Raw genomic sequence first — 26,002 nt, forward strand, 5'->3', positions numbered from 1 at the left:
AAACCAAGAAAATAACGAATTCTCATCCCAGCGTCCATCGCGAAGGAGCGGAAGCCCGGCGGCCGCGGGTGCGGGCGCCGGGCTTGTTCACGAAAAGGGACGGCGTCAGACGTCGCAGAGCGTCACGGCCTGCTTGAGGCCTTCGAGCGGGTCGCGGGTCGGGATGAATTCATGTCCCACGTAACCATCGTACCCGATTTCCAGAAGGGCGTGCATGAGAGGCGGGAAGTAGATCTCCTGCTTCTCGTCCAGCTCGCCCCGGCCGGGGTTGCCGGCGGTGTGGATATGGCCGACCAGATCCTTCAGTTCGTGGAGCCGGCGGATCAGGTCGCCGTCCATGATCTGGACGTGATAGAAGTCGAACAGGAGCTTGAGGTTGGGCGAGCCCACCCGCTTGATGATGTCCACGCAGTAGTCGACGTGGTCGCCCTGGTATCCCGGGTGCCCCTTCATCGGGTGGTCGGCGGCCCGGGTGTTGAGCATCTCCAGGCAGAGCGTCACGCCCTTCTGCTCGGCGTAGCCGACGATCTTCTTGAAGCCCTCGACGCAGTTGGCCGCCCCTTCCTCGAGCGAGAGGCCCTCGGAGTAGCCGGTGAAGCAGATGACCCGCTTGAAGCCGTACTCGGCGCAGGCGTCGATGGCGGTCCGGGTCGCGGCGATGACCTTGTCCCAGTTCTTGGGGTCGTTGAACCCCCGGAGGAACGGCGGGTCCGGGCTCATGTCGATCTGGGCGATGGCGTTGTCGAGCCCGGCCGCCTTGAGCTTCGGGTACATCTCCGGCGGCGCCAGCTCGACGCTCGTGCAGCCGAGGTCCTGGGCGACCTTGATGAAGGCGTCGGCGTCCTTCCAGTAGGGCTCGTAACACCAGTGGACGAGCGACTGCTTGATCCGGCCGTTCTTGATGAGAGGCATGGTCCTGGCCTTCGCGGTTCGGGTCGCGCCCCCGAGTCCGACGGCGACCGCGCCGGCGACCTTCAGGAGGTCGCGGCGACTGGCCCCGTCCGATCGAGCGTCGCGGGGGCTTTGCGGGGTGTTCATGGCGGCGGGGTTCCTTCCGGAACGTCGGCTCGCGCCGGCGAATACGGCGCCGGCGGTCGATCTCCGCCAGGATACGGCAGTCTCCGCCGGTTTGCGAGACGCGACCCCGGCGCAAACGACGGATCGATCCCCCCGAAGCGGCGCAACCGTCGCGAGTCGCGGCGACCCCCCGGGGCCTTGCCCGTCCGCCGGGGCTGACATAGAGTATCCCCGTCCCTCCACCTTCCCGAACGGCCTGGGTCGGGCCTTCTTCATGAGGACGATTGCGATGCGACGCGTCTGGACCACCTTGATCGCGGGAGCCTCGCTGCTCGCCGCCGCGATCCCCACGTCGAGGGCCGACGAGCCCGTCGGCTTGATCTTCGACACGGACATCTGCGGCGACGTCGACGACGTCCTGGCGCTGGGGATGATCCACGCCCTCGAATCGCGGGGCGAGTGCAAGCTGCTCGCGGTCACGGTCAGCGTCGACAACCCGAAGGCCGCCCCGTTCGTCGACCTGGTCAACACCTTCTACGGTCGCGGCCAGGTCCCGGTCGGCGTCGTCGGCGAAGGCGGGGCGAAGGAAGACGGCAAGTACCTGCCGATGGTCGACCAGCTCGACGACGGCAAGCCTCGATACCCCCACGACCTGACCACGGCCCCGCCGGCGACGGCCGTCCTCCGCAAGGCCCTGGCGGCCCGGCCCGACAAGTCGGTCGTCGTCGCCCAGGTCGGCTTTTCGACCAACCTGGCCCGGCTCCTGGAGACCCCCGGCGACGAATATTCGCCCCTCACCGGCGCCGAGCTGGTGCGGGCCAAGGTCAAGTTCCTGTCGCTCATGGCCGGCTCGTTCCAGCCCATCGACGGCAACGCCCACTACATCGAATACAACGTGATCAAGGACGTCCCGAGCTGCGCCAGCCTCGTGGAGAAGTGGCCGACCGAGATGGTCTTCAGCGGCTTCGAGATCGGCATCGCCCTCCCCTACCCCGCGACCAGCATCGAGCGCGATTACGGCTACGTGAAGCACCATCCGCTGGCCGAGTCCTACATCCTCTACAATCCGCCGCCGCACAACCGGCCGACCTGGGACCTGACCAGCGTCCTCTACGCGGTCCATCCCGACCGGGGCTACTTCGACGTCTCCAGGCCGGTCACCGTGACGATCGAGAAGGACGGCTTCTCGAAGCACGTCGACGACGCGAACGGCCGCAGCCGCTACCTGATCCTCCGCGACGAGGCCCAGAAGGCCCGCGTCCTGGAGGCGCTCGTCCAGCTCTCCAGCCAGCCCCCGGACCATCGCGAAGGAGCCCGGCAGTGAGGACCCTCCGAACGCTCTCGACCCTCGCCGCATCCCTCGCCCTGGCCGCCCTCGTCGGCTGCGGCGGCGAACCCGCCGAGGCCCCGACCACGCCTTCGGGCTCGGGCTCGGCCTCGCCCGCCCCGGCGACGCCCGGCAAGCCTCGGATCGCGCTCATCATGAAGTCGCTGGCGAACGAGTTCTTCGCCGTCATGGCCGAGGGCGCCAAGACGTACCAGAAGGAGCACGCCGACCGCTTCGACCTGATCGTCAACGGCATCAAGGACGAGCGCGACATCGCCCGCCAGGTCTCGCTCGTCGACGAGATGATCGGCCAGAAGGTCGCCGCGATCGTCATCGCCCCGGCCGACTCCAAGGCCCTCGTCTCGGCCTGCCGGCGGGCCCAGGAGGCCGGGATCGTCGTCGTCAACATCGACAACAAGCTGGACGAGGCGGTGCTCGTCGAGCAAGGCGTCAAGATCCCGTTCGTCGGCCCCGACAACCGCGCGGGGGCCAGGCTGGCGGGCGACCTCCTGGCTTCAAAGCTCAAGCCGGGCGACCCCGTGGCGATCGTCGAGGGGCTCAAGACGGCGTTCAACGGCCAGCAGCGGCTCCTCGGCTTCCAGGACGCCGCGAAGGCCGCCGACCTCAAGATCGTCGACTCCCAGAGCGCCCAGTGGGAGATCGCCCAGGCGAATCGCGTGGCCTCGGCCATGCTCAGCGAGCACCCCGAGATCAAGGCCCTGATGTGCTGCAACGACAGCATGGCCCTGGGCGCGCTCGCGGCGGTCAAGGCCGCCGGGCGATCCGGCCAGGTCCAGATCATCGGCTACGACGGCATCGCCGCCGTGCGGACGGCGATCGACGAAGGGGCGATCCTCGCCACGATCGACCAGCACGCCGATCAGCTCGCCGTATTCGGCCTCGAGTGCGCGCTCGACGTGATCGACAAGAAGGAGACGCCCGCCGACCGCACGACGCCCGTCGACCTCGTGGTCAAGAAGTGAGCCGAGCTGAGATGAGCGGCCCCCCCTTGCTGTCGATCCGAGGGCTGAGCAAGAGCTACGCCGCGCCGGTGCTCCGGGCCGTGGACCTCGACCTGCATCCGGGCGAGGTCCACGCCCTGATGGGGGCGAACGGGGCCGGCAAGAGCACCCTCGCGCGGATCGTCGCGGGCCTCGGCGAGCCCGACTCCGGCGCGATGGAGCTGGACGGCGTCCCCTACCGGCCGGGCGCCAAGCATCGCGCCGAGGCCCTGGGCGTGCAGATCGTCCAGCAAGAGCTGACGCTCCTCCCCACCCTGACCGTGGCCGAGAACCTGTTCCTCGACCGCCTGCCGACCCGGTTCGGCCTCGTCCGCTTCCGCGCCCTCCGCCGCGACGCCGCCAGGGCGCTGGCGCGGGTCGGCCTGGATTCCGTCGACCCCGAGACGCCGACCTCGCGGCTGGGCGTGGGCGAGCAGCAGCTCGTCGAGATCGCACGCAGCCTCGAACGCCCCTGTCGGGTCCTGATCCTCGACGAGCCGACGGCCGCGCTCACCGCCCCGCAGGTCGACCGCCTGTTCGAGAACATCGCCCGGCTCAAGCGGCAGGGAGCCGCGATCGTTTATATCAGCCATCGCCTCGACGAGGTCCGACGGATCGCCGACCGCATCAGCGTCCTGCGCGACGGCGACCTCGTGGCGACCCGGCCCGCGTCCGAGCTGGACCTGGACGAGGCCGTCCGCCTGATGGTCGGCTCGAACCCCTCGCGCGACGAGTTCCGCCACGCCCGGACGCCCGGCGAGGTCGTCCTCCGGGTCCGCAACCTCTCGCGCGGCGACCGGGTCCGCGACGTGAGCTTCGACCTGCACGCCGGCGAGGTGCTGGGCGTCTCCGGGCTCGTCGGCTCGGGCCGGACCGAGCTGCTTCGCGCGATCTTCGGCGCCGATCCGGCCGACTCGGGCGACGTCTCCGTCGCGGGCGCGGCGCCGGCCCGCTTCCGCGAGCCCCGGCAGGCCGTCGCGGCGGGCCTGGGCCTGGTCCCCGAGGACCGCAAGGCCGAAGGGCTCCTGCTCCCCCGCTCGATCCGGATGAACCTGACGCTCGGCCGGACGAAGCCTTATCGCGGCCCTCTGGGATTCCTGCGGGCCCGTCGCGAACGCGCCGACGCGGTCGCGACGGGGAGGCGCGTGCAGCTCGCCTGCCATTCGCTGGAGCAGCCGGTGGAGCAGCTCAGCGGTGGCAATCAGCAGAAGGTGGTCGTCGGCCGCTGGCTCCTGCGCGAGCCCCGCGTGATGCTGTTCGACGAGCCGACGCGGGGGATCGACGTCGCCGCCAAGTTCGCGGTCTACCACCTGATCGACGAGGCCGCGGCGCGGGGCGCGGGGGTGGTCGTCGTGTCGAGCGAGGTCGAGGAGCTGCTTTTGATCTGCGACCGGATCGCGGTGATCTCGGCCGGGCGATTGGTCGCGACCTTCGCGCGCGGCGAATGGTCGGAGGAGAAGCTGCTCGCCGCGGCGTTCCAGGGCTACACGAATCGAGCGGGGGCGGACGGCTGACATGAGCGACGCGACGACCGGAACCGAGAAATGGGCCGAGAGCCCGCGACTGGCGAGCTGGCGGGGCGTGGGCGACGTCGTCGGCATGATCGTCGTCCTGGCGGCGCTGGCGGGCCTGTTCGGGACGCTCAGCAACCACTTCTGGTCGGCCCAGACGGTCAAGACGATCGTCAACCAGTTCGCCGACCTGACCGTGATGGCCGTCGGCATGACCCTGGTGCTGGTGATCGGCGGGATCGACCTCTCGGTGGGCTCGGTGATGGCCCTCTGCGGGGCCGTGCTCGGCATCGCGATCGTCGACTGGAACGTCCCGTTCCCGGTGGCGCTGGCGGCCTGCCTGGCCATGGGGGCGGCCTGCGGACTGGTCAACGGATTCATTTCCGTGCACTGGTCGATCCCGTCGTTCATCGTCACGCTCGGCATGCTCGAATCGGCCCGAGGGGCGACCTACCTGCTGACGAAGTCGGAGACGAAGTACGTCGGCCCCCGGATCGAGTGGCTGGCAAGGCCGCTGCCGGGGCTGGGGGCCTCGACGAGCTTCCTGATCGCGCTCGGGCTGGTGGCCGCGGGGCACGTCCTGCTGACGCGGACGGTGCTGGGGCGCTACATGGTCGCGATCGGCACCAACGAGGAGGCCGTGCGGCTCTCGGGCGTCGACCCGAGGCCGACGAAGCTCCTGACGTTCGTCCTTTCGGGCCTGTGCGCGGCGATCGCGGCCGTGTTCCAGGTCTCGCGGGTCTCCTCGGCCGACCCCAACGGCGGCGTGGGGATGGAGCTGGGGGCGATCGCCGCGGTGGTCATCGGCGGGACGAGCCTGATGGGCGGGCGGGGGTCGGTGCTGCGGAGCTTCCTCGGCGTCCTGATCATCGCCGTCCTGCAGACGGGCCTGGACCACGTCGGCGCGACCGAGCCCTCCAAGCGGCTGATCTCCGGCGCGGTGATCGTGCTGGCCGTCGTGGCCGACGTCCACCGCCGGAGCTGGGGAGACACGATCCGGCGGACGGCGGGCCGCTTCAGCCGGAAGCCGCGGCTCCCGGTGTGACGACCCCCGACCCGTCGCCGACGCCGCCGACGAACGTCGGCCGATCCCACCTGGTCGCGAGGAAGACGCCGAGCGCCGCGACGACGAACACCGCCCCCACGGCGCACGCGCCGGGCCAGCCGTAGCGGGGCCAGGCCGCGGCCCCCGCCGCCGAGCCGAGCGCCCCGCCGAAGAAGAACGCGACCATGTAGACCGTGTTCAGCCGGCTCCGCGCCTCCGGCATGAGGCCGTAGATCCGCGTCTGGTTGGAGATGTGGTTGCACTGCGTGCCGACGTCCAGCAGCAAGACGCCGACCACCAGCCCCGTCAGGCTCCCCCCGAACACGCCCAGGATGACGTAAGCCGAGAGCATCAACAACAGCCCCGAACCGATCGACCACCTCGAGCCGCGACGGTCGGCGAACGAGCCGACCAGCGGCGCGGCCAGCGCCCCGGCGGCGCCGACCAGCCCGAACAGCCCCACCACGTCGCTGCCGTACCCGAACGGCGGCCCCGCCAGGTGGAACGCCAGGACCGTCCAGAAGACGCTGAACGACGCGAACGCCAGCCCGCCGAACAGCGCCGAACTCCGAAGCGCCGGCAGGTCGCGCACCAGCCCCCCGAGCGACCGCATCAGCGACCCGTACGACCCCCCCGCGAGCGTGGGCGTCGATCTCGGCATCGCCTTCGCCATCACGCCCATCAGGCCCACCATGAGTGCCGCCGCCAACCAGAAGACCGCCCGCCAGCCCAGGTGCGAGCCGAGGAAGCCGCTGGCCGTCCTCGCCAGCAGGATCCCGATCAGGAGCCCGCTCATCACCGTGCCGACGACCTTCCCGCGCTCGTGCGGCTCGGCGATCGCCGCCGCGAACGGGATGATGATCTGGGGGGTGACCGTGGCCGCCCCCATCGCGAAACTCGCCGCCGCCAGCCAGGCGAAGCTCGGCGACGCGGCCACCGCGGCGAGCGTCAGGGCGGTCGCCCCGAGCAACGCCACGATCAGCTTCCGGCGCTCCAGCAGGTCCCCCAACGGGGCGAGCGCCAGCATCCCCAGGCCGTAGCCGACCTGCGTCACGGTCGAGACGATCCCCATCCGCGACGCCGAGACCGAGAAGTCGTCGGCGATGCGTTCCAGCAGCGGTTGGCTATAGTAGAGGTTGGCGACCGACAACCCGCTGCCGATCGCCATGATCCAGACGGTCCGACGTGCGATCATGTTTCCGGGATCAAACCCGCCGCCAGGGAGATGCGGGCCGGCGACGCCGGGATCGACCCCGCCCGCCCGGCCCGCGAGGCCTATCCCCGATTCTAGGAACCTCGTCAACTCAAGGCCCCAGGGAGTCGCCTCCATGCCATCCAGGAAACCGCTCGCCCCCCTCCTCGGCTTGCTGGCCTGCCTCGCCGCCACGGCCGCCCCGGCGCAGCCGACGTCGACGGACGGAGTCCGATTCCTCGACCTGGCCGGCCAGTCTCGGCGTCAGGTGATCGTGGACCGCGAGCCGGGCCAGTACCTCGGACATCCGACGACGGTCCTGCTCGAAGACGGAAAGACGATCGTGATCGTCTACCCCAAGGGCCACGGCAAGGGCCCGATCATCCTGAAGCGGAGCGGCGACGGCGGCCTGACCTGGTCCGACCGGCTTCCCACCCCCGAGAACTGGACGACCTCGCTGGAGACCCCCACGATCCACCGCACGGTCGACGCCCAGGGCAAGAAGCGGCTCATCCTCTTCTCGGGCCTCTACCCGATCCGGCTCGCGGTCAGCGAGGACGACGGCGCGACCTGGACCCCGCTCGCGAAGATCGGCGACTTCGGCGGCATCGTCGCCATGGCGAGCGCCGAGCGTCTCAAGGACGGCTCCTACATGGCCCTCTTCCACGACGACGGCCGATTCCTGCACGACGGCGGAAAGGCCGGGAAATTCCGCGTCTTCAAGACGCTCTCGAAGGACGGCGGACTGACCTGGGGAGAGCCGGTCGTGATCGCCGAGGACGACGCGCTCGACCTTTGCGAGCCCGGCCTGATCCGATCGCCCGACGGCAAGCAGCTCGCCGTCTTGCTCCGCGAGAACTCCCGCAAGAAGAACTCCCACCTGATCACCTCGGACGACGAGGGCGAGACCTGGTCGAAGCCCCGCGAGCTTCCCCTCTCACTCACCGGCGACCGCCACGCCGGCAAGTACGCCCCCGACGGCCGCCTCCTCCTCTCGTTCCGAGACACCGCCAAGGGGAGCCCCACGCAGGGCGACTGGGTCGCCTGGGTCGGCACTTACGACGACGTCGTCTCCGGTCGCGACGGCCAGTACAAGGTCCGCCTGATGGACAACCATCACCAGTGGGACTGCGCCTACCCCGGCGTGGAAGTGCTGCCGGACGGCACGTTCGTCGCCACTACCTACGGCCACTGGACCGAAGGCGAGAAGCCCTACATCGTCTCCGTCCGCCTCAAGCTCGACGAGCTGGACGCGATGGCGAAGTCCAACCCCTGACGGAGGCCCCGGGCGGCCCCGCCGCCTCAGGGCCGCGCCGAATCGGGCGCGGCCTTGAGGAGGGCGTCGATCGTCCGATGGATCCAGGAGTCGTCCTTGGGGAAGTCGGCGTAGGACTTCAGGTCCGCCAGACGCGGGTCGTCCGGGCGGACGCCGGCGGTCTGGAGGACGGCGTAGTCCTGGAGCGACTCGGCGAAGACCTCCCATCGGATCGAGTCGAGCGGGCCGTCCTTCCCCGGATAGATCATGAAGGGGTCGCCGTAGGGGATGTTCGGCCACGCGCCGTTGGAGGCGTCGTGGAAGGGGTCGCCGATCGCCTCGCGCTCCATCAGGTGCCAGTAATTGAAGCCCCAGTGCAGGAACCCCTTCGCGCCCAGCCGGTAGAACAGCGGGCCGGACATGCGGATCTTGGAGAGCGGCGTGTCGAGGAAGCGGTTCAGCCACGGCCCCGTCGGGGCGCAGCAGTAGTAGACCCAGTGGGGGATGCCGGCGTCGATGTACGCCTGGGCCGCGCTGACGAGCGGGATCGGGATGTCGGTCAATCCTTCGCGTCCGTACTCGATCGAGCTCAGAGCGTCCATGACCTTCCCCTTCATCCACGGCGCCTTCTCGCGGAGGATCTGGCGGGCTCGCTTGTAGTTGGCGATGTGCTGCCCCTCGCCCGGCTCGTCGGAGAGGTGGAAGTACGAGCCGTCGAGCAGGTCCTCGGCCGTGAGGAAGGCGTGGAACTCGGGCAGGAACTGGTCGAGGAAGTTGAGGAAGACGTCCGAGTAGCCGCTGATCTCGGGCGGCCAGAGCATGACGAATCGGTCGTCCTTCCGCGTGTAGACCCGGACGGGGTTCTCGGCGCCCCAGTAGATCCACAGGTGAGACCATTCGAATTTCTTGAAGCCGATCTCGCGGCACATGGCGACGAACCGCCGGGTCCGCTCCCAGTCGAACCGATACTTGCCGGGCTCGGGCTCGTCAACCTCCAGGAGTTGGCAGGGCCGCTCGAACGGCTCGCGGCGGGCCACCAGCAGCGGCACGGAGACCACGTCCGAGCCGTGGTCGAACATGTTGCGGAGCTGGTCGCGGGTCAGCTCCCACCAGCGTTCGTCGAACCGGCCGGTCTTGTAGTAGTCCCAGGTCGCCTCGCCGCGCCACCAGTGGATGACGGGGAAGTCGCGCCGGGGGGCGACGACCAGCTCCGACACGTCCAGTTCGACGGGCATCGCGGCGACGTCCGCATCCTTGCCGCCCCAGGGGACGATCCGCGCGGTGAGCGTGCGACGCCCCGGGCGGGCGTCGGCGGGCGCCCTCAGCGAGACCCAGAACGAGCGCGTCTCGAACGGGCCGAGCGCGACCCTCGTCTCGGGAAGCAGCGGATCGGGGACGAGGCCGGGGCCGTGCTCCACCCCCTCCAGCTCCGCCGAGTCGGTCGCGGGCGTGAAGTGCGGCATGGGGACGAGGCCGACAAGCCGGACCTGGGGCGCGAGATCGTCGGCGTCGACCACCGAGCAGTCGAACCCGATGTACGCCGAACTCTCATTGCGGACGCAGACCTGGAACGACGCCTTGCCGTTGCGAGGGATCGCCAGGCGATGAGACGCGGCCCCCGGCTTCGACGCGGGATAGACCCGCTTGAGCGAGGACTCCAGCCAGTAGGCGACCGGCGCGCCGGCCTCGCCGACCCGCTTGTGGATCGGCCCCGAAACGGCGTCGGCCCCCTCGTCGCCGCCGAACGCCTTCGGGGCGCCCGGCGGGACGAGCATGATCGCAAGCGAGAGGCCGAGGACGAGGGCGACGCGTGTCATGTTCCACCTTCCGGGACGAGGCCCGCCGACGTATCGAAGGATGATCAGATCAGGTTGCGCATCTTCGCGGCGTAGCGCGGGATGGCGGTCATCGGATCTTCCTTGGCCTCGTACTCGATCACGACGTAGCCGGAATAGAGGGCCCCGATGAGGATGTCGACGATCTTGCCGAAGTCGGCCTCCTCGGTCTTCCCCCCCGCGCGATGGATCTCCGTCTTGACCTGGACGTTGACCGCGTACGGGGCGAGCTGCGCGATGTCGGCGTACGGGTCCTCGCCCCGGAAGTTGGCGGTGTCCAGGTTCACGCCGAAGTTCGGGTGGTCGATCGCCTGGACGAACTTCAGGAGCTGCTCGGGCCTCGCGGTGATGCCGCCGTGGTTCTCGAGCGCCAGCACGATCCCCTTGGACTCGGCGTAGGGCAGGACCTCGTTCATGCACTCGACGACCCAGCCGAAGGCGGCGTCCTCGGTCGAGTCCTTGGGGACGTTGCCGGCGAAGACGCGGATCACCGGGGCGCCGAACAGCGCGGCGCGGTCGATCCACTGCTTCGTATTCGCGACCTGCTCGGCCCGCTTCTCGCCCGCCGGGACGCAGAAGTTGTTGCCGATGGCCGTCCCGGAGACGTCCAGGCCTTCGAGGAACGCGTGCCGCTTGAACCGGGCGAAATAGGCGTCGTCGGCCGTGGCCGGGAAGTAGTACGAGGTGGCCTCGACGGCGTCGAAGCCGAGGTCCGCGGCCAGGTCGACGAATCCGAACATGTCCATCTGCGGCGGCTTGGCCGTCAGCAGCTGGCGGTACGAGTACGCGGCGATGCTCAGCTTCAGATGGCTGGGGCGCTTGCGGGTGAGCGGGGGGATGGCCAGGGCGGCGGCGGGCCGCAGCACGGCCGGCGCGACGGCCGCGGCGAGCAGGGACCGGCGCAGGAATCCGCGACGATGATCGTTCATGGCGAGGGGCCTCCAGGCGGGGCGACCGAGGGGGTGGGACGGGGCGGGAGCGGAATCCCCGCGCCCGCCGGCCTCATGTCACCGAATGTAACGGGACGGGGGGCGCCTCGCCACGCCCCACCGGAATTCCCGGAACCCCCAGACGCCCGCGTCAGTCGTCGAGGTCGGAGAGCAGTTCGTTCACCTCGCGGTTGATGAACCGGACCTCCTCGTGCTCGACCGCGTTGCCGGCCTTCTCGCCGGGAAGCGCGTGGTAGTCCACGTCCACCCAGTCCTCGCCCACGCCCGCCTCCGCCTCGCGGCGGGGCCTGCGCTCGCCGGCCTCGGTCTGCTTACGGGCGCGCATGTAGAGCTTGATCGGCACGTCGCGGAACGGCAGCTTCTCGCGGAAGATGTTCAGCAGATAGCGGAGGTAGGTGGCGTCGAACAGCCGGGGGCTGTTCACGAACAGGACGACGGTCGGCGGGGCCTCGCCCACCTGGGTCGCGTAGTAGATCCGCGGGGCGCGGTTCTCGCGCATCGACGGCGGGTGCGCGGCGACGGCCTCGCGGAGCACCCGGTTGAGCGTCCCGGTGCTGATGCGGCGGTTCGCCTGCTTGAACAGCGACTGCGAGAGGTTCAGCAGCGACTTGACGTTCTTCCCGGTCTTGGCCGTGATGAACGCCATCGGCATGTAGCTCATGTTGCGGAAGGCGTGCTGGACGACGTGCGCGAACCGGGTCATGCCCGCGCGGCCCTCGGCCTGGGCCTCCTCGTCGGCGAGCATCAAGTCCCACTTGTTGATCACGAAGATGCAGGGCTTGTATTCCTTGGCGATGTAGTCGGCCAGCTGCTTGTCCAGCCGGCTGATCCCCTGCGTGGGGTCGAGGAACAGGTAGACCACGTCGGCCCGGCGGATCGAGCGTTCGGCGCGGTGGACCGAGTAGAAGTCCAGGTCGTCGCGGATCTTGGCCTTGCGCTTCACGCCCGCCGTGTCGATCGCCATGAACGGCAGGCCGTCCAGCTCGAAGTGGACGTCGACCGAGTCCCGCGTGGTACCGGGCCGCTCCGAGACGATCATCCGCTCGGCCTGCGCCAGCGTGTTGATGAACGTCGACTTGCCGGTGTTGGGGCGGCCCACCACGGCGATCTTCATCGCGGCGTCGGCCGGCCTCTGGGTCTCCTCCCAGGGCAGGAGTTTCTCGATCAGCCGCAGGAGCTGCTTCTTGTTGCGGTTCTGGTGCGTCGATACGGCGATCGGCTTGCCCCGGCCGAGCTTGTAGAACTCGCCCCCGCGGTCGTCGAAGATCGGGTCGTCGGCCTTGTTCATCACCAGGATGACCGGCGTCTTGAGGTAGCGCAGACGCTGGCCGACCTCCTCGTCCAGCGGCATCAGCTCCTCGCGGATGTCGACCACGAACAGGATCAGGTCGGCCTCGTTCATGGCCGTGTCGATCTGCCGCTCGACGTCCTGGCTCAGGTCGTCGCGGTCGACGATGCCGACGCCGCCGGTGTCGACCAGCTCGAAGAAGCGGGGGTCGTCGTCCTCCCCGAGCTGGACGAGCGTGCCGACCCGGTCGCGGGTCACCCCCGCGATGTCGTCGACGATCGCGATGCGGCGACCGGCCAGCCAGTTGAAGAGCGATGATTTGCCGACGTTGGGCCGGCCCACGATGACGACTTTGGGCAAAGCCATAGGACGATCTCCCCGCGAAGACGAAGCGAATGCGGCCCGACGTGCGTGGTTGCGGGGAGGCTGACGAAGAAGGACCGGAGACTGATTGTTGAAGTCGACCCCGGATGCGCGCGCCGTCTGATTCACCCGATTCTGCCGCGACACGAACCTATCTGTGCAACTTGCTATTATACGATGCGAGGCGTCTCCACCGCAAATCCCCGCGATCGTCGCAGCGGCGGACGCCGTCCTCCTCGCACGAATGCGAAAGCTCGGAGATGGCCGCCGAGACCACGCCCCCAAGCGAGACTCGATTCACGCTGCTCGACGGCGCCGCCCTGGTGATGGGCTCGGCGGTCGCCTCGGTCCAGCTCCGGCCGCTGGCGCGGGAGGGCTCGTCCACGGCCGGGCTGATCGGGGCGAGCCTGGTCTTCGCCTGGCTGGCCGCGACCGCGACCGGGCCGTTCGTCTATCTGGTCCGCCGGTTCGTCCGACCGACGACCGGGCCTTCGGGGATCGGCGAGCGGCTCTGGGCGCTGCTGGGGACCCCCTGGCTCCTCGGCGCCGTGTTCCGATCGGCGGGGACGCAGGGCGGCGCGGAGGGCGTTTACCCGTTGGTGATGGCGGGGAGCGTGGCGGCGGCCTCGCTGATCGCCTTCCTGACGACCTGGCAGACCTGGGTCGCGGCGTCCCCCGAGGAGGCGAGCCGGGTCGGCGCTGGGGCCTGGCCGAATCGGATCGGGCTCGTCCTGGCGATCGCCTGGCCGATCCAGTGCGGCCTGGCGTTCGTCGTGCTGGGCTGAACGGGGGTCAACCGGCGGCGAGGACGTCCAGGTCCAGGTCGGGCAGGAAGCCGGGGCCGCGGCGCAGCCTGGCGAGCCGGGCGCGGTCCAGGCGTCCGGCCATGAGGGCGCCGGCCAGCTCGTAGAATCGGGCGAGGTGCTCCGAGGACCGTCGCAGGCCGGCTTCGGGATCGAGCCCGCCCGCGATCGGGTAGGACCAGTCGACCTGCTGGGCGCGGACGAGGCGGCGGGCCATCTCGGCGACGGCCTCGCGCTCGATCGCGGTCAGGTCGCGCCGTCGTTCGACGGCGAACGTCAGCAGGTCGGACGCGGCGCGACAGCGGTCGAACAGGTCCGAGCCGGCGGGACGCGCCGCGAGGGCGCCGCCGACGCTCACGCCGGGGCGGCCGAGGGGACCGATCGGGTTGCGCGACAGGTAGCGGTCGAGCGACGAGGCCCGGCCGAACTCGCCCCCCGCCAGCCCTTCCAGGAGCCGGGCGAGCCAGGCGTCGGCGCCGCCGAACGGCCAGGCGCGGGCCAGGTCGTGCGCCGAGAGGGCCGCGACCCCCAGGCGTTCGGCCGGAGCCTCGGCCCCGGGCGGGACGTCCGCCGCCTGCTGGGACCAGCGGCCGAGAAAATGCTTCGCATGATCGGCCGCCGCCCGCGCGGCCTGCTTCGGGTCGGCGTATCGCGAATCCTGGCCGTAGCCGACGCGAGGGTCGAGCGCCTCGGCGACCGGGGAGGGCGAGACCGCGAACGCGGCGACCCCAGGCGGCGTGACCATCGGGCCCATCGCCCGTCCGGGGGGGAGGACCGTCCCGCGCAGGAAGACGTCGGCGGCCACCCCGAAAAACCGCAGGCCCCGCCCGGCCATCGTCGTCTCCAGGCCCGGCGGGTAGCCCAGGAACGGCAGCCAGACGCCGCTCGGCGGCGACTCGAACCGTCGCGCGTGGTCGACCGCGGCGAGCCCCACCTGCGCCCTGGCGACGATCGGGTCGCACGCGACGCTGGGGAGCCAGGTGTGGGTGGCGGTCGTCGGCACGAGGTCGATCGCGCCCGAGGCGTTCCAGCGGCGGAGCAGCCGGAGGGCGTCGCCGTCCCCCGCCGTGGCGAAGAATCGCAGCAGGCCCCGATCGGCCTCCCCGGCGTGCACCCGACGTTCCAGCTCACGGCGCTGGACCGCCCGGCCCTGTGGGTCGGCGGCCAGGGCCGTCCAGCTCGGGCTGACCGCCAGGGTGATCGAGGCGTCGCCGGCCCGCTCGACGAACCCGTCCAGGGCGCGAAGCAACGGCCAATCGACGGCGACGCCCGCGGTCGCCCAGTCCGGCCCCGCGACCTCGTCGGGGCCGGGGAGCGGATGGTGGAGTTCCAGGACCAGGGCCAGACACGGCATGGCGACGTTCCGTTCCTCGGTGCGATGCGGTTCGGTTGGCGAGGCGGTTTCCGATGGTCAGGCGCCCGGTCGACGCGGGAGCACGCGGAGCCGCCTCGGCGTCGTCGTCGGGGGGGACGCATCGCGCGGAAGGTGGCATATCCGGGAATGGGCGATCGGGTGGAAGTACCCCCAGCGCGACCGCACGCCCAGGCAGGCGGCCAGGGAGCGGCCGTCGAACGGCAGCGCGAGCGTCCGATGGGTCTCGCCGGGGCCGAGGTCCACGTCGGAGGTGCTGTGGGCGTTCAGGCCGTCGAACGCCACGTCGGTCACGTCGAACAGGCGGATCGTCAGCACCGCCCGCACGGACTCCGGCCCCAGCCATTCCAGAGCCCCTCGCCAGTCGTCGGGACGGAGCGTCCAGGACGCCAGGGCCTCTCGACAGGAGACCGGGATCAGCGACAGCCGAGACCGAAGCTCCGGGAACGGAGCCGTCGGGCCGTCCGGCGAAGCGCGCCCGACCTCGGGCGGATCGAAGGCCGCCGCGTTCCGCTTGCGATCGACGAGCCGCCGGTAGACCTCCAGCCACCGCGCGGCGACGCCGTCGAACTCCAGGCGGCGAGACTCCAGCGCCGAGCCGATCCGCACGTCGGCCTCGCGGCGCTCGCGATCGAACACGGCGTCCAGCAAGGTGCGGGCCATCGCCTCGGGATCCTTCCCTCGCACGGGGACCACCGGCGCACCGACCAGCCAGGCCGCGCGGGCGAAGGGGTCGTCCACCAGGTCGTCGGCCGCCGTCCCCACGATCGCGGCCTGGGCCACCGCCCCGTTCCAGCGCCCGCTCCTCGGCGTGCAGGTGTCGCCCCATCGGGTCGAGAGCAGCCGCCGCGTCTTCAATCGCCGTCGCAGCCGTTCGCAGCGGGGATCGGTCCCGAAGACCGCCGCGACCAGCCCCGGCGCCTTCTCCCGAGCCAGCGCGACCCCCTCGACGATCGCCTGGACCGAGAATCGGTCGCCGGCGTGGAAGGTCAGCACCGCGCAAGGGCCTTCGGTCGAGCCCTCGCGCGGGCCGTCGCGATCGCTCCAGAACGACAGGCCGGCCGGCGTCGTGATCGTGAACACGGGCGATTCGTCGTCGACCGCGAGCCTCGCGCGGAGCCGTTCGGCCCCCCACGGATGGTCGCAGATCCAGCCGTCGGGCACCGCGAGCGGACCGAAGCCCGGAGACTCCTCGACGTCCTCTTCCGAGGCCCGCTCCGAGGCCAGGACGACCCCCTGGCCCTCCCCCCTCGCCGCCAGTTCGCCGGCCGCCGGTCGGGTCTTCCAGTCCATCGCGTGGACGACGTCGAACCCGAAGCCCAGGCCCGAGTTGCTCGCCGCGCGGACCGCCGCGACCCCGAACGCCGAAGCCTCGTCGCGCGGGCCGCCGCCGATATCGTGGGGGCAACGGGTTTCCAGCCACCCCGGGTGAGCCTCGCGTTCCGGCTCACCGGGGAACCACCGCGTGAACGCGACGACGTCGACGCCGAGGCGGGCGACGGCGTCGATCGCCTCGCGCTCCAGATCCCACCCCAGCAGGGCGATCCTCATCGGCGACCATCCCCCCTCGAACCGAGACGCCTACGCCCGTCCCCGCGACCTCGCGAATCGGGCCGGCTCGCTCACCTGCGAACTATAACACGACCGCGAAGCTGGCGAGGATCCCCTCATCGGGCAAACCGCGACGTTGAGGCCGACTATCCGAATCGTGACGATCGCGACAGCGTTTCGAATCTCTCCCCATCCCGGATTTCGGATGCACGGTCAGGATGGGGCGCCTTGCGCCTCGGCTCTTTCTCAATGCGATTGAAGTCGTGCGCGGCCCTCAAGTCCGATCACCCGCGCCAGCACCGGACATCCCTTCCCCCCTCGCGGGGGAAGGTGGCCCGCAGGGCCGGATGAGGGGGAAGACGAGCACGGAAACCGATGGTGGCACGAGTGGCCGGACTGCGGATTCCGACGGCTTCCCGGCTCGTCACCCCCTCATCTGAGGCCTTCGGGGTCTGACTTCCCCCGCGAGGGGGGAAGACCTTCGGTACGACGCCAAATGCGCCGAACGAAGCCAATTTTCGGCACCCACCCACAATCACAATACAAAATCCAACAACACTTTGCGTCCGATGGCTTCGATTCCGGGTCGGATCGATCGAAGCCAATTTCCGGGAAGGTGGCGGAGTTGAGGGTGAGAAACGACGGCCGACATGAAAACCGCCGAACGAAGCCAATTTCGGGGGCCGATTCTTGTTGGCAAGTTCAATTCTGGGCGAGCGTTGCGGCCGATGGGTTCGCTTTCGGGTCGGGGCGATCGAAGCCAATTTCCGGGCTCGACCGAAACGGAGCCGGCCCGGAGGTCGAACCGTGGGGTCGAACTCCGGGCCGGGGTTTTTCGAGGGGCGGTCCGGGTCAGCTCCGGAAGTCGTCGTCCTTGGCCTTCTCGTCGGGGGGGGCCCAGTCGGCGGGGAGTCCGGCCTGGCGGCGGAGGCGGTTCATCCAGGTCTCGTCCTGGCGGATCGCGGCTTCATCGCCGGCGAGCATGTTGAATCGCATCTCCTCGCCGTTGGGGGCGTAGAGCTGGGCGAAGGCGACCGGCTCGCGACGATCCGGGACGACGACGTAGTAGGTCGTCTTGGGCAGGTTGGAGGCGACGGCCGTCTCCCCCTCCTTGACGCCGAAGTAGGCGTCGCGGAAGTCGTCGCCGGCGTAGTCGACGTCGGGGATGGGGGTCTCGGTCTGGGGGACGTAATCGAACGGGCCTGCGCCGAGGCCGCCGATCTGCATCCGGGTGATGGCCGGGATCGAGACGACGTTGTAGCCTTCGATCTGGTCCTCGTCGAGCTTGGCGTTCTTCTCGGTCTTGATCTTGGCGGCGAGGTCCTGGGCGGCCTTCTCGGCCAGGGGGCGGGCCTTGGCGAGCTTCCAGGCGCGGGCGACGTCGGCCTTGACCTCCTCGAGCGTCGGGATTCGGGGGGCTTCGTCCTTGACCTTGCGGGCGAGGTAGCGGGTCCCCTGGATGTCGGTCAGCTCGACCGGCTCGTAGAGGCCGACCTTGGAGTCGAGGAACTCGTCGGCGAACCGTCGGCCGCCGCTGAGGCGGGTGGAGCCGACCTGGGCGTTGGCGATCAGGCCGTAGCGGCCGGCCTGCTCCCGGGTGAGGAGCGGCGTGATCTCGTAGGCGAGTCCCTTCTCCTGGGCCAGGGCCTTGAGATCGACCTCCTTGGGGGCCTCGACCGGGGCGTTGGGGGCGGCGGCCTTCTCGTCGAGCATCGTCAGGTACTGGTCGGCGTACGGGATCAGCACCTCGTCGCGGATCTGGCCGAAGACCTCGTTGATCCCCTCCTGGGCCTTCTCGTCGGCGAGCCGGCTGGCGAGCAGGCTGCGGATCTCGCCGAGCGGCTGGATCACGGCGGGGGTCAGGTCCGGGGCGTCGGCGAAGAGGTCGTCGGGGAGTTCCGAGGGGACCTTGAACTCGCTCTTATGATTTTCGTAGTAGGCTTGCAGCTCGGAGTCGGTCATCTTGTCGCGGAGTTCCCGGGCCCGGGCGCCGCCGTCGAGGGAGACGAACTCGACCTGGACCTGGCGGGGGACCTTGAAGCCGGGGGTCTCCGAGGCCGGGTCGGGGAGGACGTCCTTGTACTTCTCGTACAGTTCCTGGAGGTCGGCCTGGGAGGGCTCGCCGACCTGGCCGACGAAATTCTCGACCGGGATCTCGACGAGCTTGTCGGCCACCCGCTCGGTCTGGCCGCGATAGGACTGGTAGACGTCGTAGGGGGTGATCGGGGGGCGGCCCAGCAGCGAGCGGACCTTGGCGATGCGGACCTGGTTGGCCAGGTCGGCCAGGAGGTCTTCCTGGCTGATCTCGCTGCTGAAGCGGCTGTAGAGCATCTCGAACATCTCGCGATTCAGCTGGCCGCCGGTGCGGGCCTTGAGCCAGTCGCGGCCGGTGATCGGGTCGGCCGGCATGCCCAGGCGGACGGCCTCTTTCTCGAGGATCAGCGCGTCGATCAGGTCCCGTTCCTTGAGGCCGCCGAAGAAGCCGTCGCGGCTGTAGGGGTTGAGGGCGGCCATGAAGAGGTTGGCGCGGTTGCGCTGGCGGGCCATCTCGTTCAGGTCGCTGCGACGGACGGTCCGGCCGAACAACTTGGCGACCTCGACGTCGGGGCCGGAGTAGTCGACGCCGAACAGGCGGGGGAGGCTGTCCGCGAGGACGAAGGAGAACATGGCCAGGATGGCGAGGACGGCCAGCATTTTGCGCTGGTGGCGGCGAAAGACCTCGAAAGGCATGGGGATCCTCGGTGCTTGCTGAGAGGCTTCGGAGGGGCCTCCTCGGCATCCCCCCCCTTGACAGACCCCGTTACCCTAGCTATGCCGCTAAGTGTGAAGGATGCGGAGTCGTGATCGACGGCCCAGGAATCTCACATCGTAGCAAGTCCGCCGCCCGGAGCAACCTCAAAGGCCTCCCGGGCGGGAATCCGGCGGCTTCGGTCGGATAGACGGATCTCGTTCCAAGCAAAGACCATAGGACAACAACGTGCCGCCAAAGTCCTCCCCCAACTCGACGCCCGAAGACGGCGACTCCCCCAAGCCCAAGGCGGCCAAGACGCCGAAGGCCCCCAAGGCGTCGTCGGCCAAGGACGCCAAGCCCGCGACACCCAAAGCGCCGAAGGCTCCCAAGGCGGCCAAGACGCCGAAGGCCCCCAAGGCGGCCGCCGCCAAGGGGACGCGGGCGAAGTCGTCGACCGCGAGCCTGGGCGTCCCCGGCAGCGGCCCGTCGCTGGTGATCGTCGAGAGCCCGAAGAAGGCCAAGTCGATAAACAAGTTCCTGGGCTCCCGCTACATCGTGAAGGCGAGCATGGGCCACGTCCGCGACCTCCCCAAGCGCAAGCTGGGGCTGGACGTGGCCAACGGCTACGCCCCGTCCTACGAGGTGGTCCCGACCAAGAAAGACACGATCGGCGAGCTGCGGCGGGACGCCGCGCGGGCCGAGATCATCTATCTGGCGACCGACCCCGACCGCGAGGGGGAGGCCATCGCCTGGCACCTCCAGCACGCGCTGGAGCTGCCCGACGATCGGGTCCGCCGCGTCACCTTCCATGAGATCACCGAGCGGGCCGTGCGGGACGCCTTCACCAAGGTCGGCCCGATCAACATGGACATGGTCAACGCCCAGCAGGCCCGGCGGTTCCTCGACCGGTTCGTGGGCTACCAGCTCAGCCCGCTGCTCTGGAAGAAGGTGGCCCGCAACCTGAGCGCCGGGCGGGTCCAGTCGGTCGCCACCCGGCTGATCGTCGACCGCGAGCGGGAGATCCGGGCGTTCGTCCAGGAGGAGTTCTGGCGGATCACCGCCAACGTCTCCCCCGCCGGCTCGACCAAGGAAGACGAGCGGTTCGACGCCCAGCTCGCCGAGTACGAGGGGAAGAAGTTCGAGGCCAAGACCGAGGCCGACGCCCAGCGGGTCCGCGACGTCCTGGCGTCGGCGCCCTACGTCGTCTCCAAGGTCGACGAGGCCGAGAAGCTCGACCGGCCCGACGCCCCGTTCAAGACGAGCACGCTCCAGCAGCAGGCCGCGATCCGGCTCCGCTTCTCGGGCAAGAAGACGATGAAGCTGGCCCAGGAGCTGTACGAGGGCATCGACGTCGACGGGTCGGGGCCGACGGGGCTCATCACCTACATGCGTACCGACAGCCTGCGGGTGTCGGAGGAGGCCGTCGCCAGCGTCCGCGACCTGATCAAGGACCGCTACGGGGACCGCTACCTCCCCGCCAAGGCCAACCGCTACGCCGCCGGCAAGAACGCCCAGGAGGCCCACGAGGCCGTCCGCCCGACCGACCTGGCGCTCACCCCGGAGCGGGTCCGCGACCGCCTGGGCCACGACCAGCACCGGCTCTACCAGATGATCTACAACCGGTTCGTCGCCAGCCAGATGACGCCGGCCGTCTTCACCGTGACCGACGTCGTCATCGAGGCCGGGCCGGGGCTGTTCAAGGCCCAGGGGAAGATCCTCCGGTTCGACGGCCATCGCAGGCTCTGGGCCTCGTCCGGCAAGCAGGAAGACGCCCTCCTGCCGCCGATCAACGTCGGCCAGAGCCTGGACCTCCAGGCCCTGGAAGCCACCCAGCACTTCACCCAGCCGCCGCCGAGGTACAGCGAAGCCACGCTGATCAAGGCGCTCGAAAAGGAGAACATCGGCCGGCCGTCCACCTACGCGCCGATCATCCAGACCATCCAGGACCGCAAGTACGTCGAGCACAAGGACCGGCGGTTCTTCGCGACCGAGCTGGGCATGGTCGTCACGGACGTCCTGGTCAAGCACTTCCCCAAGATCCTGGACCTGAAGTTCACGGCCCGGATGGAGGACGAGCTCGACGAGGTCGCCACCGCCAAGGAGGACATGATCAAGGTCCTCGACGAGTTCTACCACCCGTTCCAGGAGGCCCTCAAGGCGGCCGAGACCCAGATGGAACGGGTGCAGATCGCCACCGACGAGGTCTGCCACGTCTGCGGCGCGCCGATGGTCATGAAGTTCGGCCGGACCGGCGAGTTCCTGGGCTGCTCGAAATACCCCGACTGCAAGGCGACCCGGCCGATCGGCGGCCAGCCCCGCGCCGAGGCCGTCGAGAGCGGCCACGACTGCCCCAAGTGCGGCAAGCCGCTCTTGATCCGCGAGAACAAGAAGGGGGAGAAGTTCCTCTCCTGCTCGGCCTACCCCGAGTGCAAGGAGTCGTTCGACATCGGGGCCGACGGGAACCCCGTCCCCAAGCTCGTGGAGACCGAGCACAAGTGCGAGAAGTGCGGCAAGCCGATGGCCCTGCGGAACGGCCGCCGCGGCCCGTTCCTGGGCTGCACCGGCTACCCCAAGTGCCGCAACATCGTGGCCGTCGACGCCGAGGGGAACCCCCTGCCGACCCTCAAGATCGACCTCAAGTGCGAGAAGTGCGGAAAGCCCCTGGCCGTCCGCCAGGGCAAGCGCGGGGCGTTCCTGGGCTGCACCGGCTACCCCAAGTGCCGCAACGCCGTCCCCGTCCCGGACGAGCTCAAGGACGAGGTCGCCAAGATGGCCCCGCCCCCGCCGGCCGCCACCGGGCCCGACCTCAAGTCGATCCCGATCGAGGAGACCTGCGACGACTGCGGCGGGCCGATGATCCCCCGCAAGGGCCGCCGGGGCTACTTCCTCGGCTGCGCCAAGTATCCCAAGTGCAAGGGGACCAAGGAGCCCAGCGCCGAGACCCTGGAGAAGATCAACACCGCGCTCGCCTCGGCCGAGGCCGCCGCGTCAGCCGAAGCGGCCGAGGTCGCCGAATGACCGCCTGACGCCGGGATCGAAAGACCTACGCCCCCGGGCCTTCCGCCGGGGGCGTGGGGTCCGGCCGGGCGACCGCCGTCGCGTAGGCGGTGGCGTAAGTCCGGCAGTGGGCCATCGAGACCAGGACGTCCCCCACCCCCCGCCGCCGAGCGACGTCCTTCGCCGCGCCGGCGACCAGGACCCGGCAGGAGCCCCGGGCCTCGCCGCGGATCTCCACGTCCGTCCAGGCGACCCCCTCCGACGGCCCCGTCCCCAGGGCCTTGAAGACGGCCTCCTTGGCCGCCCACCGGGCCGCGAAATGCTCGATCGGCCGCCGTCGCGCCTGGCAGGCGCGGATCTCCCGGTCGGTGTAGATCCGCCGCAGGAAAAGCTCGCCGTGCCGCTCGATCATGCCGCCGATCCGGGGGCATTCGACGATGTCCGTCCCGATCCCGATGATCTCCATCCGCACCTCTCTTCCCCACCCCTCCGAATCGACCCCTCCAGCTTACCGGAGCCGCCCTCGGGCCGGTAGGATGCCGCCGGTTGCGACGGCCGCGGGCCCCGCCGAGGGTCGAAATCGAATCGCCGGGAGGGGCCGCCGTCGCTATACTGCCTTCCAGGGAGATCGTCCCCTGGACCCGGACGTACACGCCGAAGCAAGGACCGCGATGGATCTGCTCGCCGACCTCACGCCGCCCCAGCGCGAAGCCGTGACCCACGTCAACGGCCCCCTCCTCGTCCTGGCGGGCGCGGGCTCCGGGAAGACCCGAGTCATCACCCGACGCGTCGCCCACCTGCTCCGCGAGGGGATCCCGGCGCGGAACATCCTGGCCCTGACCTTCACCAACAAGGCCGCCGGCGAGATGCGGGAGCGGATCGAGGCCATCGTCCCCGACGCGAAGGTCTGGGTCGGCACCTTCCACGGCTTCTGCGCCCGGCTCCTCCGCAGCTACGGCTCGCTCGTGGGCCTGGACTCGTCGTTCACCATCTACGACCAGGCCGACCGCCTCCGGGCCGTCCGCGACGTCCTCGACGCGATGGGCGTCGAGGAGCCGCCGATCACCCCCGAGAAGATCGAGTCGGCCATCAGCCGGGCCAAGAACGACCTGGCCACCCCCAAGTCGCTCGCCTACCGGGCGCGAGACGACCGCGACCGCCTCGTCGCCAAGGTCTACGCCGGCTACGAGGAGAAGCTCCGGGCGGCCTCGGCCGTCGACTTCGACGACCTCCTCGTCCACGTCGTCAAGATCCTCAAGGAGCACAAGGACGTCCGCGCCGAGCTCGACGCCCGCTACCGCTACGTCCTGGTCGACGAGTACCAGGACACCAACATGGCCCAGTACGCCATCGTCCGGGCCCTCTCGGTCGACCACCCCAACCTCTGCGTCACCGGCGACCCCGACCAGTCGATCTACGGCTGGCGCGGGGCCAACCTCTCGAACATCCTCGAATTCGAGAAGGACTACGACTCCGTCCAGGTGGTCAAGCTCGAACACAACTACCGCAGCACCAAGACCATCCTCGCGGTCGCCGACCACCTGATCCAGTACAACGTCAACCGCAAGCCGAAGGCCCTGATCACCGAGAACCCGAGCGGCGAGCCCGTCCAGCTCACCGTCTACGCCCGCGAGACCGAGGAGGCCGAAGGGGTCGCGGGCCGGATCGCCGGCCTCGTCCGCGAAGGGGCCTACAACTTCTCCGACGTCGCCGTCTTCTGCCGGATCACCGCCCTGACCCGGACGTTCGAGCAGGCCTTCCGATCCGCCCGGATCCCCTACCAGATCGTCGGCGGGGTCTCGTTCTACGAGCGGCAGGAAGTCAAGGACGTCGTCTCGTACCTCAACCTGATCAACAATCCCAAGGACGACATCGCCCTCAGCCGCGTCGTCAACGTGCCGCCCCGAGGCCTCGGCAAGACGTCGTTCGAGCACCTGATCGGCTTCGCCCGCCAGCACGGCCTCACCCTGCTGGACGCCGCCCGACGCGCCCGGGAGGTCCCCGGCCTGAAGGAGAAGGCGATCCGGTCGTTCACCGACTTCGTCACCCTCTTCGACGAGCTGGCCGGCCTCCGCGACCACCCGGCCGAGGTGGTGATCCTCCAGACGATGGAGAAGACCGGCTATCGCCAGCATCTCAAGGACGAATCCCGGGGCGAGGGGGAAGACCGGCTGGCGAACCTGGAGGAACTGATCTCCGCCGCCCGGGAGTTCGACCTGGAGCACGCGGGGGCCACGATCCAGGACTTCCTGGCCGAGATCACCCTGGCCTCGCCGGTCGACCGCTGGGACCAGCAGACCGGCGCGGTGACCCTGATGACCCTGCATGCGGCCAAGGGCCTGGAATTCCCGGTCGTCTTCATCATCGGCCTGGAGGAAGGCATCCTGCCTCACAGCCGGGCCTTCGACAACCCCCACGAGCTGGAAGAGGAGCGCCGGCTGTTCTTCGTCGGGATCACCCGGGCGCGGAAGGAGCTGTACATCAGCCGATGCCGCATCCGGACCTTCCGGGGCCAGCAGCAGGCCACCGCGCAGTCCCAATTCCTGACGGAGCTGCCGGAAGACTACCTGACCTACGACGACCGCTCCGGGGTCTCGACCGGCGACTCGCGATGGAGCCGGTCGTCCTACGACTCCCGTTCCAGCTACGCCCCGCGCCGCCCCCAGACGCCCCCCGGACCCCCACCCCAGCCCCGAGTTCGGGTTCGGGCTCGACCCCGCCCGCGTTCCGACTCACCACCGCCGCCCAGCTCGGCGGCGGGGCCGCGCCGATCACCCCGCCCGGCGACCTCGACGCCTTCCGCCCCGGGGCGTCGGTCCTGCACCCCCAGTACGGGCTGGGACGGGTCGTGGCTATCGACGGGGCGGGCCCCAACCGCAAGGGGCGGATCGCCTTCACGCTGGGGGGGGAGAGAACGTTCGTGCTGGCCAAGTCGCCGTTGAAGGTCGTCGGCAAGACCGGGGCCGGGCCCCGATGACCCGCTTCACGCAGAACCGGAACCGCACGCCATGACCGCCGCCGCCTCCCGATTCGACCGCCGCCCCCCCCGATTGGGGGTGAACATCGACCACGTCGCCACCCTGCGCCAGGCGCGCCGGGGGGTCGAGCCCGACCCGGTCTGGGCCGCCGCCGCCGCCGAGCTGGGGGGCGCCGACGGGATTACCGTCCACCTGCGCGAGGATCGGCGGCACATCCAGGACCGCGACGTCCGCATCCTTCGCGAGACGGTGCAGGTCGGCCTCAACCTGGAACTCGCCGTCGAGCCGGCGATGCTGGCGATCGCCCTGGAGATCCGCCCCGACCAGGTGACGCTCGTCCCCGAGCGCCGCGAAGAGATCACCACCGAGGGGGGCTGGCCGTGGCCTCCCGCCGGGACCGCGTGGCCGAGGCGGTCGCCCGTCTCCGGGACGCCGGGATCCGGGTCGCGACCTTCCTGGACCCGGAGGCGTCGGAGATCGACGCCTCCGTCGCGATCGGGGTCGACGCCGTCGAGCTGCATACCGGCCGCTTCGCCGAGGCCCCCGAAGGGAGGGACCGCGACCGCGAGCTGGAGGCGCTCCGGTCCGCCTCGGCCCGGATCGTCTCGGCGGGGATCGGGCTCCACGCGGGCCACGGGCTGAATTATCGGAACGTCCGCGAGGTGGCGGCGATCCCCGAGATGGCCGAGCTGAACATCGGCCACGCGATCGTCTGTCGGGCCGTCTTCGTGGGGCTGGAACAGGCCGTGCGGGAGATGAGAGGCCGCATCGAGGCCGCTTTCTGAG

At 70.0% G+C, this 26,002-nt stretch carries 17 protein-coding genes and 1 pseudogene; 9 read left to right on the top strand and 9 right to left on the bottom strand.

Features of this window, described 5'->3' with window-relative positions; genetic code table 11:
• Positions 1-105 precede the first annotated feature (105 nt).
• Positions 106-1,038, bottom strand: coding sequence for a hydroxypyruvate isomerase family protein (locus VT85_RS19770; RefSeq protein WP_068419310.1), 933 nt, complete (start codon positions 1,036-1,038; stop codon positions 106-108).
• A gap of 268 nt (positions 1,039-1,306) precedes the next feature.
• Here VT85_RS19770 and VT85_RS19775 point away from each other — a divergent pair, with 268 nt between their 5' ends.
• Genes VT85_RS19775 through VT85_RS19790 form a run of 4 tightly spaced genes read left to right on the top strand, consistent with a single transcriptional unit; the run spans position 1,307 to position 5,901 of the window.
• Positions 1,307-2,341 carry a nucleoside hydrolase gene (locus VT85_RS19775; protein WP_068419313.1) on the top strand — a complete coding sequence of 345 codons (1,035 nt, stop codon included), beginning with the start codon at positions 1,307-1,309 and terminating at the stop codon, positions 2,339-2,341.
• The gene (locus tag VT85_RS19780) at positions 2,338-3,327 is read left to right on the top strand and encodes a sugar ABC transporter substrate-binding protein (protein ID WP_082858750.1); all 990 of its coding nucleotides are present in this window, start codon (positions 2,338-2,340) and stop codon (positions 3,325-3,327) included. The genes VT85_RS19775 and VT85_RS19780 overlap by 4 nt, the downstream gene beginning before the upstream one ends.
• Positions 3,328-3,338: 11 nt before the next feature.
• Positions 3,339-4,859 (top strand): sugar ABC transporter ATP-binding protein, encoded by a 1,521-nt coding sequence (locus VT85_RS19785; protein ID WP_068419316.1) that lies wholly within the window; start codon positions 3,339-3,341, stop codon positions 4,857-4,859.
• A 1-nt stretch (position 4,860) separates the two neighbouring features.
• Entirely contained in the window at positions 4,861-5,901 is a 1,041-nt protein-coding gene (locus tag VT85_RS19790) for an ABC transporter permease (protein ID WP_068419319.1), read from the top strand.
• Here the strand turns inward: VT85_RS19790 and VT85_RS19795 are convergent.
• The gene (locus VT85_RS19795; protein WP_082858751.1) at positions 5,873-7,096 is read right to left on the bottom strand and encodes an MFS transporter; all 1,224 of its coding nucleotides are present in this window, start codon (positions 7,094-7,096) and stop codon (positions 5,873-5,875) included. The two genes, VT85_RS19790 and VT85_RS19795, sit on opposite strands and share 29 nt — an antisense overlap.
• Positions 7,097-7,229: 133 nt before the next feature.
• Here VT85_RS19795 and VT85_RS19800 point away from each other — a divergent pair, with 133 nt between their 5' ends.
• A complete protein-coding gene (locus VT85_RS19800) occupies positions 7,230-8,369 on the top strand; it encodes a sialidase family protein (protein WP_082858752.1) in 1,140 nt (379 codons plus the stop codon).
• 26 nt (positions 8,370-8,395) lie between these two features.
• Here VT85_RS19800 and VT85_RS19805 read toward each other — a convergent pair whose 3' ends face one another.
• The 3 genes from VT85_RS19805 to der all read right to left on the bottom strand — a co-directional run bounded on the left by VT85_RS19805 (position 8,396) and on the right by der (position 12,787).
• Entirely contained in the window at positions 8,396-10,165 is a 1,770-nt protein-coding gene (locus VT85_RS19805; RefSeq protein WP_068419326.1) for a DUF4091 domain-containing protein, read from the bottom strand.
• 44 nt (positions 10,166-10,209) lie between these two features.
• Positions 10,210-11,112, bottom strand: a complete 903-nt coding sequence (locus VT85_RS19810) for a sugar phosphate isomerase/epimerase family protein (RefSeq protein ID WP_068419329.1) — start codon at positions 11,110-11,112, stop codon at positions 10,210-10,212.
• A 151-nt stretch (positions 11,113-11,263) separates the two neighbouring features.
• Entirely contained in the window at positions 11,264-12,787 is a 1,524-nt protein-coding gene (gene der / locus VT85_RS19815; protein ID WP_068419331.1) for a ribosome biogenesis GTPase Der, read from the bottom strand.
• 257 nt (positions 12,788-13,044) lie between these two features.
• Here der and VT85_RS19820 point away from each other — a divergent pair, with 257 nt between their 5' ends.
• On the top strand, positions 13,045-13,569 hold the full coding sequence (locus VT85_RS19820) for a hypothetical protein (RefSeq protein ID WP_068419333.1): 525 nt from the start codon (positions 13,045-13,047) through the stop codon (positions 13,567-13,569).
• A gap of 7 nt (positions 13,570-13,576) precedes the next feature.
• Here VT85_RS19820 and VT85_RS19825 read toward each other — a convergent pair whose 3' ends face one another.
• The 3 genes from VT85_RS19825 to VT85_RS19835 form a co-directional block, all read right to left on the bottom strand.
• Positions 13,577-14,941, bottom strand: coding sequence for a 1,4-alpha-glucan branching protein domain-containing protein (locus VT85_RS19825; protein WP_068419335.1), 1,365 nt, complete (start codon positions 14,939-14,941; stop codon positions 13,577-13,579).
• 57 nt (positions 14,942-14,998) lie between these two features.
• Positions 14,999-16,510 (bottom strand): DUF4912 domain-containing protein, encoded by a 1,512-nt coding sequence (locus VT85_RS19830; RefSeq protein ID WP_068419337.1) that lies wholly within the window; start codon positions 16,508-16,510, stop codon positions 14,999-15,001.
• An 852-nt stretch (positions 16,511-17,362) separates the two neighbouring features.
• A complete protein-coding gene (locus tag VT85_RS19835) occupies positions 17,363-19,240 on the bottom strand; it encodes a hypothetical protein (protein ID WP_068419339.1) in 1,878 nt (625 codons plus the stop codon).
• Positions 19,241-19,487: 247 nt separating this feature from the next.
• Here VT85_RS19835 and topA point away from each other — a divergent pair, with 247 nt between their 5' ends.
• A complete protein-coding gene (topA, locus tag VT85_RS19840) occupies positions 19,488-22,259 on the top strand; it encodes a type I DNA topoisomerase (protein ID WP_156512963.1) in 2,772 nt (923 codons plus the stop codon).
• A 25-nt stretch (positions 22,260-22,284) separates the two neighbouring features.
• Here the strand turns inward: topA and acpS are convergent, their stop codons facing one another.
• The gene (acpS, locus tag VT85_RS19845; protein ID WP_068419341.1) at positions 22,285-22,704 is read right to left on the bottom strand and encodes a holo-ACP synthase; all 420 of its coding nucleotides are present in this window, start codon (positions 22,702-22,704) and stop codon (positions 22,285-22,287) included.
• Between the two features lie 205 nt (positions 22,705-22,909).
• Here acpS and VT85_RS19850 point away from each other — a divergent pair, with 205 nt between their 5' ends.
• Both VT85_RS19850 and VT85_RS19855 read left to right on the top strand, forming a co-directional pair.
• Positions 22,910-25,180, top strand: a complete 2,271-nt coding sequence (locus VT85_RS19850) for an ATP-dependent helicase (RefSeq protein ID WP_197490893.1) — start codon at positions 22,910-22,912, stop codon at positions 25,178-25,180.
• A 66-nt stretch (positions 25,181-25,246) separates the two neighbouring features.
• Positions 25,247-26,001: pseudogene (locus tag VT85_RS19855) on the top strand (pyridoxine 5'-phosphate synthase).
• The last annotated feature ends 1 nt before the right edge of the window (position 26,002 follow it).

This window comes from Planctomyces sp. SH-PL62 (assembly GCF_001610895.1).
Lineage (GTDB): Bacteria > Planctomycetota > Planctomycetia > Isosphaerales > Isosphaeraceae > Paludisphaera.